This window comes from Flavobacterium sp., assembly GCF_036405015.1.
Classification (GTDB): Bacteria; Bacteroidota; Bacteroidia; order Flavobacteriales; family Flavobacteriaceae; genus Flavobacterium.
In genome coordinates, this window is sequence record NZ_DASWYK010000096.1 from 1 (window position 1) to 5,593 (window position 5,593).

Below are 5,593 nucleotides of genomic sequence, written 5' to 3' on the forward strand. Positions count from 1 at the left end.
GGTATAATTAGACAATCCGATCAAGTTTTGATGCATATCAAAAGCTCTTCTTCGAACATGAAGTCCGCCGGGAAGAATTCCTTCAGAATGACAACCAATGTACATGCATTCTAACATCGTATTCCAGATACGCATTAATTCTGAATGTACTTCAGCTTCTGGACGCATCGAAATCTCATTTTCATATACAATTTCAGAAATCGATTTGTTTTCAGAAATAGTATAATTCAATAATTCAGCAGCATTCTGAACCGGATAAGGGAAAGCACATTTTATAACTTCTTTCAGTTTTGCATTGGTACGCTCTTCTTTTACTACAAATCCGCCTCCGATAGAATAAAAAGTAGATTCATATTCAGAGTTGTCTTCTTTGTAAGCTGTAAATTTTAAACCGTTTGCATGAAAAGGAAGAAAATCTTTGTTGAAAACAATGTCTTGAAGAAAATAAAACGGAATCACTTTCTGGTTGCCCAAATTAATTTCGTTTGTAGTTTCGATTTTTTTTATGATTCCTGCAATATCTTCAACGGGAATATATTCAGGATCCTGACCACTCAACCCCAACATAACGGCAAGATCAGTTGCGTGACCTTTTCCGGTTAATGAGAGCGAGCCATACAAATCGACTTTTACTCGTGTTACATCTTCTAAAATCGCTTCCTCTTTAAGCTCTTCCAGAAAGCGTTCGGCAGCACGCCAAGGTCCCAAAGTATGTGAGCTTGAAGGGCCAACGCCAATTTTAAGCATATCAAAAACTGAGATACATTCTTCCATTGTTCGTTTTTTGTTAAGACAAAGATAATTGAATAATGCAATGAAGATTTATATTTTAATGTTAATCTTGCGTATTTGTTAAAAAAAATATTAAATATTAATAATTTGGCAACGAAATAAATTTAAATCCTTAATATGCGGTTTTCGTAGAAAGTAACTGTTTTTTCGGTATTTTTGTAGATGAACGAGTTTAAAAAAGAACTTGATCTTTTACTATTAATACTTCATGGATTTTGTTTTAATTCTGAAAATGTCTTTTTACAAATGATAATACCACAAGAAGATAAATTTACAATATGATAGAATTTTTCAAACATCTATTACAAGAATTCGAATTGCCGCTTACCAATCCCGTATTGATTTTTTCGCTAATACTTTTTATAATTCTGCTTTCGCCAATTTTACTTAAAAAGATTAATATTCCCGGAATTATTGGTCTTATTATTTCCGGAGTAATCATTGGTCCACATGGATTAAATATTTTGGCAAAAAACTCTGCAGTCGATCTTTTTTCAACAATTGGACTTCTGTACATTATGTTTATTGCCGGTTTAGAATTGGATATGAATGAGTTTAAAGCCAATCGAAACAAAAGTTTACTGTTTGGTTTTTTTACTTTTATTCTGCCGCTTTCGATTGGATTTCCGGTTTGTTTCTATTTGCTGAAATATGATTTTAACGCGAGTTTCTTAACAGCAAGTATGTTTGCTACTCATACATTGGTAGCGTATCCGATTGTAAGTAAATTAGGAATTGCTAAAAATCAGGCAGTAGCTATTACTGTTGGAGGGACCATTTTAACCGACACAGCAGTTTTGATTATTCTGGCTGTGATTATGGGAAGCAGTCAAGGAAATCTAAATCAAGCATTTTGGATTAAATTGATTGTTTCTTTGGCTATTTTTTCAGCGATAATGTTTTTGATTATTCCACGTGTTGCAAAATGGTTTTTCAAGAAACTAGAAAGTGAAAAACACGCTCATTACATTTTTGTACTTTCTGTAGTTTTCTTTGCCGCTTTTTTGGCTGAAGTTGCAGGAGTAGAACCTATTATTGGGGCTTTCGTTGCAGGTTTGGCATTAAACCCTTTAATTCCGCATTCTTCTGCTTTAATGAATAGAATCGAGTTTATTGGGAACGCTTTATTTATTCCGTTTTTCTTGATTTCAGTGGGAATGCTGGTTGATGTTAGTGTTATTTTAAGCGGACCAACAGCTTTGATTGTTGCAGGAACACTGAGTGTTGTAGCGATATTTGGAAAATGGATTGCAGCCTTTTTTACACAATTGGTTTTTAGATATACTAAAACAGAAAGACAGCTTATTTTTGGACTAAGCAGTGCACATGCTGCAGCTACTTTGGCAGTAATTTTAGTAGGATTTAAAGCCAAAATCTTAGACGAAAATATCCTAAACGGAACCATTATTTTAATTTTGATTACTTGTATTGTAGCTTCTTTTGCAACTGAAAAAGCTGCCAAAAAAATAGCCATTTGCGAAGAAGAAATTTCACCAGAAGATACTGGAAGAGATCAAATCTTAGATGAACACATTTTAATTCCATTGGCGAAGACTTCTGCAACAGCGAGTTTGTTAGATTTTGCTCTTTTAATAAAAGATAAAAAATCGTCTAATCCTGTTACTTTACTAACGATTGTTCCGAACAATAATCAAGCGGAAAAGAATATTTTAAAATATAAAAAAGCGGTAGATAAATTTGTGATTCAGGCTTCGGCTTCAGAAGTGAAAATTAATACAATTGCTAGGATTGATCATAACCCTGCGAGCGGAATCGCCAGAACTTCTAAAGAAATCATGTCTGATATTGTGATTGTTGGCTGGCCAAGAAAAACAGGATTCATTGATAAAATCTTTGGTGAAAATGTCGATTCGATTATCAATAATGTCGATAAAAGCTTGTTTATCTGTAGGTTTCAAAAGAATTTTATTGAAGAGAAAAGACTGGTTTTTGTCTGTCCGCCATTTTCTGAAAGAGGAATTGGTTTTCAGGTATTGCTTCAGAAAATATGCCGTTTATCACAAGAATTAAGTATTCCAATTGTGGTTTACGCTGAATACAAAACGCACGAAACCATTCAGCAGATTGCTAATAATTTGAAATTGAATGCCAAATTAGGATTTAAAAATGTTTCGGATTGGGAAGATTTTGAATCAATTTCTGATGAAATGAAACCAACAGATTTAGTGGTTTTCAATCTTTCCAGAAAAGGTTCGGTTTCGTATCAATCCATTTTTGATAGACTGCCTCAGAAGTTTGAAAAATACTTCGACAGCAATAATGTTATGCTTGTTTACCCGCAAGATGACCGTAAAGAAAGTGCGATGGATGCGTATGAAGACTTTACAACTTCGCCATTAGCAAAAGGAATTGAGGCAATCGAACAAATTGGACGTGGTTTGGGAAGTATTTTGAAGAAGAGCTAAAATTTCATCTTATGAAAACTTCGATCATTTTATCTGTTTTTATTTTCATTTTTACTTTTTTGAGCTGTAATAAAGTAAAAGAAGAAACGAATTTAAGTTCTGAAAGTACTGTTAATAAAGTTGATAGTATTGCAGAAACCATTAAAAAAGAATTACCAGAGAATTTCGATGAATTCAATAAAAAATTTCATTCTGATTCTCTTTTTCAAGTTTCAAGAGTCGATTTTCCGATTGAAGGAAAACATGTTTCAGGATTTGAACAATACAATTGGACACGTAAAAATTGGCAGTTTCATGCTATTCCTGTTGCCGAAAAATCTGAAATTGGAGAATATCAGCATACTTTAGTAAAAACCGATACATTAATTACAGAAAGATTTTGGATTCCAGATAGTGGTTTTGAAGTCGAAAGACAATTTAAACTGATCAAAAATAAATGGTTTCTAATTTATTATAACGATATAAATTTATAAAGGTATGAATCACAAAATAAAATCAATCCGCCCGTTTATAGGTTCTGAAAATTTTGAAATTTCAAGAAGTTTCTACCGAGATTTAGGTTTTGAAGAAACTGTTTTAGATGCAAAAATGTCTGTTTTTAAAAGTAGTGAGATTGCTTTTTATCTTCAAAATGCTTACGTTAAAGACTGGATTGACAATACTATGATTTTTGTTGAAGTTGATGATGTAGAGCGTTATTATAGTGAACTAATGGCTTTAAATCTTCCAGAAAAATATGAAGGAGTGAGATTGACTCCAATACAATATTTAGATTGGGGAAGTGAATGTTTTCTGCACGATCCGTCTGGTGTTTTGTGGCATTTCGGAAAATTTAAATAAGATTTTTTGCCACGAATTGCACGAATTAAAAAATAATAAATTAGCGAAAATTCGAGGCTCGAGCGATAGCGAACAGACGAAGCAAATTCGTGGCAAAAAAAAGAAATTATCTCAATCCAAAATCACCCAAAACTCGCGTAGTATCTTTACGTTGATACCAATCGTTGTAAACTAATTCGATATTTTTTACATCAAATTCCCCAAAATCATAATCACGATATTTTTCTGCTATTTGGATTAGTTTTTTAGGATCATGAAGTTTTTCCTGAAAACGCATTATTGTAGAATGTGCGGTAAAAATTTCATAGCGACTATCAATACTTTGCTGTAAGTCCGAATTTTTAAAATTCTCGCGCAATCTGTTTCTTAAATTATTTAAAGTTTCATCGCTTGGAAATCCCTGAATCATAATAGCCGATGGAGAAGCTGTTACGCCTTTGTAATGAATTTTGATTTTATCTACATCAACAAGACTTTTGCAGATAATTTCGATGTACTCGTTTGGTGAAATCTGATTCAATTGAAATGTTGTCGAACAAGATATAATCGACATCACTGTAATATGAATATCTGAATCTGGATAAAAATACTGCTCAGGTTCCGCTTTTTTTAATTCGTGAATGAAATGCTGAATATTGGCTTTAATTTCATCACTTGGACGTATTAAAAGCGTAATCCCAAATCTGGAATCAGATTCATTTTTGAGCTCAGAATCAATTGCGTATTTTCCTGCCGAAATAGTTTCAGAAGAGCTTTTGTAAAGTTGATTATAATGTTCGGTCAGATTCATAAAAATTATTTCTTTTTTGCTTTCGCAAGATTTTCTTTCACTCTAAATTTTACAATTTCGGTAATTAAATCGTAAGGTATTGGATTTTTAAGAGGAAATTGAACAGAGCCTTTTCCAGATTTGTATTTAGAAAGTTTTTCAGCAAAAGCTTCGTGTCCGCTTGGCAAAGCATAAAGTCCGATATGGTTTTTAAAAGCGGCAAAATAAACTACAATTCCGTTTTGCTCAAAAGCAGGCATCGAATAGCTGATTTTTTCTTTGGCTTCAGGAGCTGCTTTCTGAATGGTCATTCTGACTTTCTCCAGTATTTCTTGAACATCATTTGGAAATCCTCCAATGTATTCATCTATATTTTCTGGTTTCTTTGTTTCCATGACTTTTGTTTTTGTTTCAAGTTACCTTTCTTTGCTTTTGATTTTTTTACCGCAAAATTCTTTTATTAAGAGACTAAGCAGAATCTACATTTTAAGTTCGCAAAGCTTTGAGCTGAAAAAAACTTTGTAAAGACAAAGTTTTGCGAACTTCTCATTTTAATGAATCTCAGAAAAACTTAGCGACCTTTGCGTAAAACCTTTGCGTGCTTTGCGGTTAAATTTTTTAACGCAAAGTGCGCTAAGGCATTTTCATTCTGAGATTAAACTTAATCTATATTTTAAGTTCGCAAAGCTTTGAGCTGAAAAAAACTTTGTAAAGACAAAGCTTTGCGAACTTCTCATTTTAATGAATCTCAGAAAAACTTGGCGAC

The 5,593-nt window shown here is 32.8% G+C and carries 6 protein-coding genes; 3 read left to right on the top strand and 3 right to left on the bottom strand.

Going from position 1 to position 5,593, the window contains the following annotated elements; translation table 11 throughout:
- The coding region (locus VGE71_RS07795; RefSeq protein WP_331137823.1) for a serine dehydratase beta chain at positions 1 to 774 on the bottom strand (774 nt) is incomplete at its 3' end.
- Positions 775 to 1,070: 296 nt separating this feature from the next.
- On the opposite strand from VGE71_RS07795, the gene VGE71_RS07800 reads away from it, so the two are divergent.
- Genes VGE71_RS07800 through VGE71_RS07810 form a run of 3 tightly spaced genes read left to right on the top strand, consistent with a single transcriptional unit; the run spans position 1,071 to position 4,058 of the window.
- Entirely contained in the window at positions 1,071 to 3,218 is a 2,148-nt protein-coding gene (locus VGE71_RS07800) for a cation:proton antiporter (protein WP_331137824.1), read from the top strand.
- Between the two features lie 11 nt (positions 3,219 to 3,229).
- Entirely contained in the window at positions 3,230 to 3,691 is a 462-nt protein-coding gene (locus VGE71_RS07805; protein ID WP_331137825.1) for a hypothetical protein, read from the top strand.
- A 4-nt stretch (positions 3,692 to 3,695) separates the two neighbouring features.
- Positions 3,696 to 4,058, top strand: a complete 363-nt coding sequence (locus VGE71_RS07810) for a glyoxalase (RefSeq protein ID WP_331137826.1) — start codon at positions 3,696 to 3,698, stop codon at positions 4,056 to 4,058.
- A 106-nt stretch (positions 4,059 to 4,164) separates the two neighbouring features.
- On the opposite strand, the gene VGE71_RS07815 is transcribed toward VGE71_RS07810, so the two are convergent.
- Both VGE71_RS07815 and VGE71_RS07820 read right to left on the bottom strand, forming a co-directional pair.
- Positions 4,165 to 4,848, bottom strand: a complete 684-nt coding sequence (locus tag VGE71_RS07815) for a 2'-5' RNA ligase family protein (protein ID WP_331137827.1) — start codon at positions 4,846 to 4,848, stop codon at positions 4,165 to 4,167.
- Between the two features lie 5 nt (positions 4,849 to 4,853).
- Entirely contained in the window at positions 4,854 to 5,222 is a 369-nt protein-coding gene (locus VGE71_RS07820; protein WP_331137828.1) for an iron chaperone, read from the bottom strand.
- Between the last annotated feature and the right edge of the window lie 371 nt (positions 5,223 to 5,593).

Excerpts from the sequence above, each read along its gene's own strand:
- VGE71_RS07805 (WP_331137825.1), top strand. The coding sequence starts at position 3,230 with ATGAAAACTTCGATCATTTTATCTGTTTTTATTTTCATTTTTACTTTT.
- VGE71_RS07820 (WP_331137828.1), bottom strand. The coding sequence starts at position 5,222 with ATGGAAACAAAGAAACCAGAAAATATAGATGAATACATTGGAGGATTT.
- VGE71_RS07800 (WP_331137824.1), top strand. The coding sequence starts at position 1,071 with ATGATAGAATTTTTCAAACATCTATTACAAGAATTCGAATTGCCGCTT.
- VGE71_RS07810 (WP_331137826.1), top strand. The coding sequence starts at position 3,696 with ATGAATCACAAAATAAAATCAATCCGCCCGTTTATAGGTTCTGAAAAT.
- VGE71_RS07815 (WP_331137827.1), bottom strand. The coding sequence starts at position 4,848 with ATGAATCTGACCGAACATTATAATCAACTTTACAAAAGCTCTTCTGAA.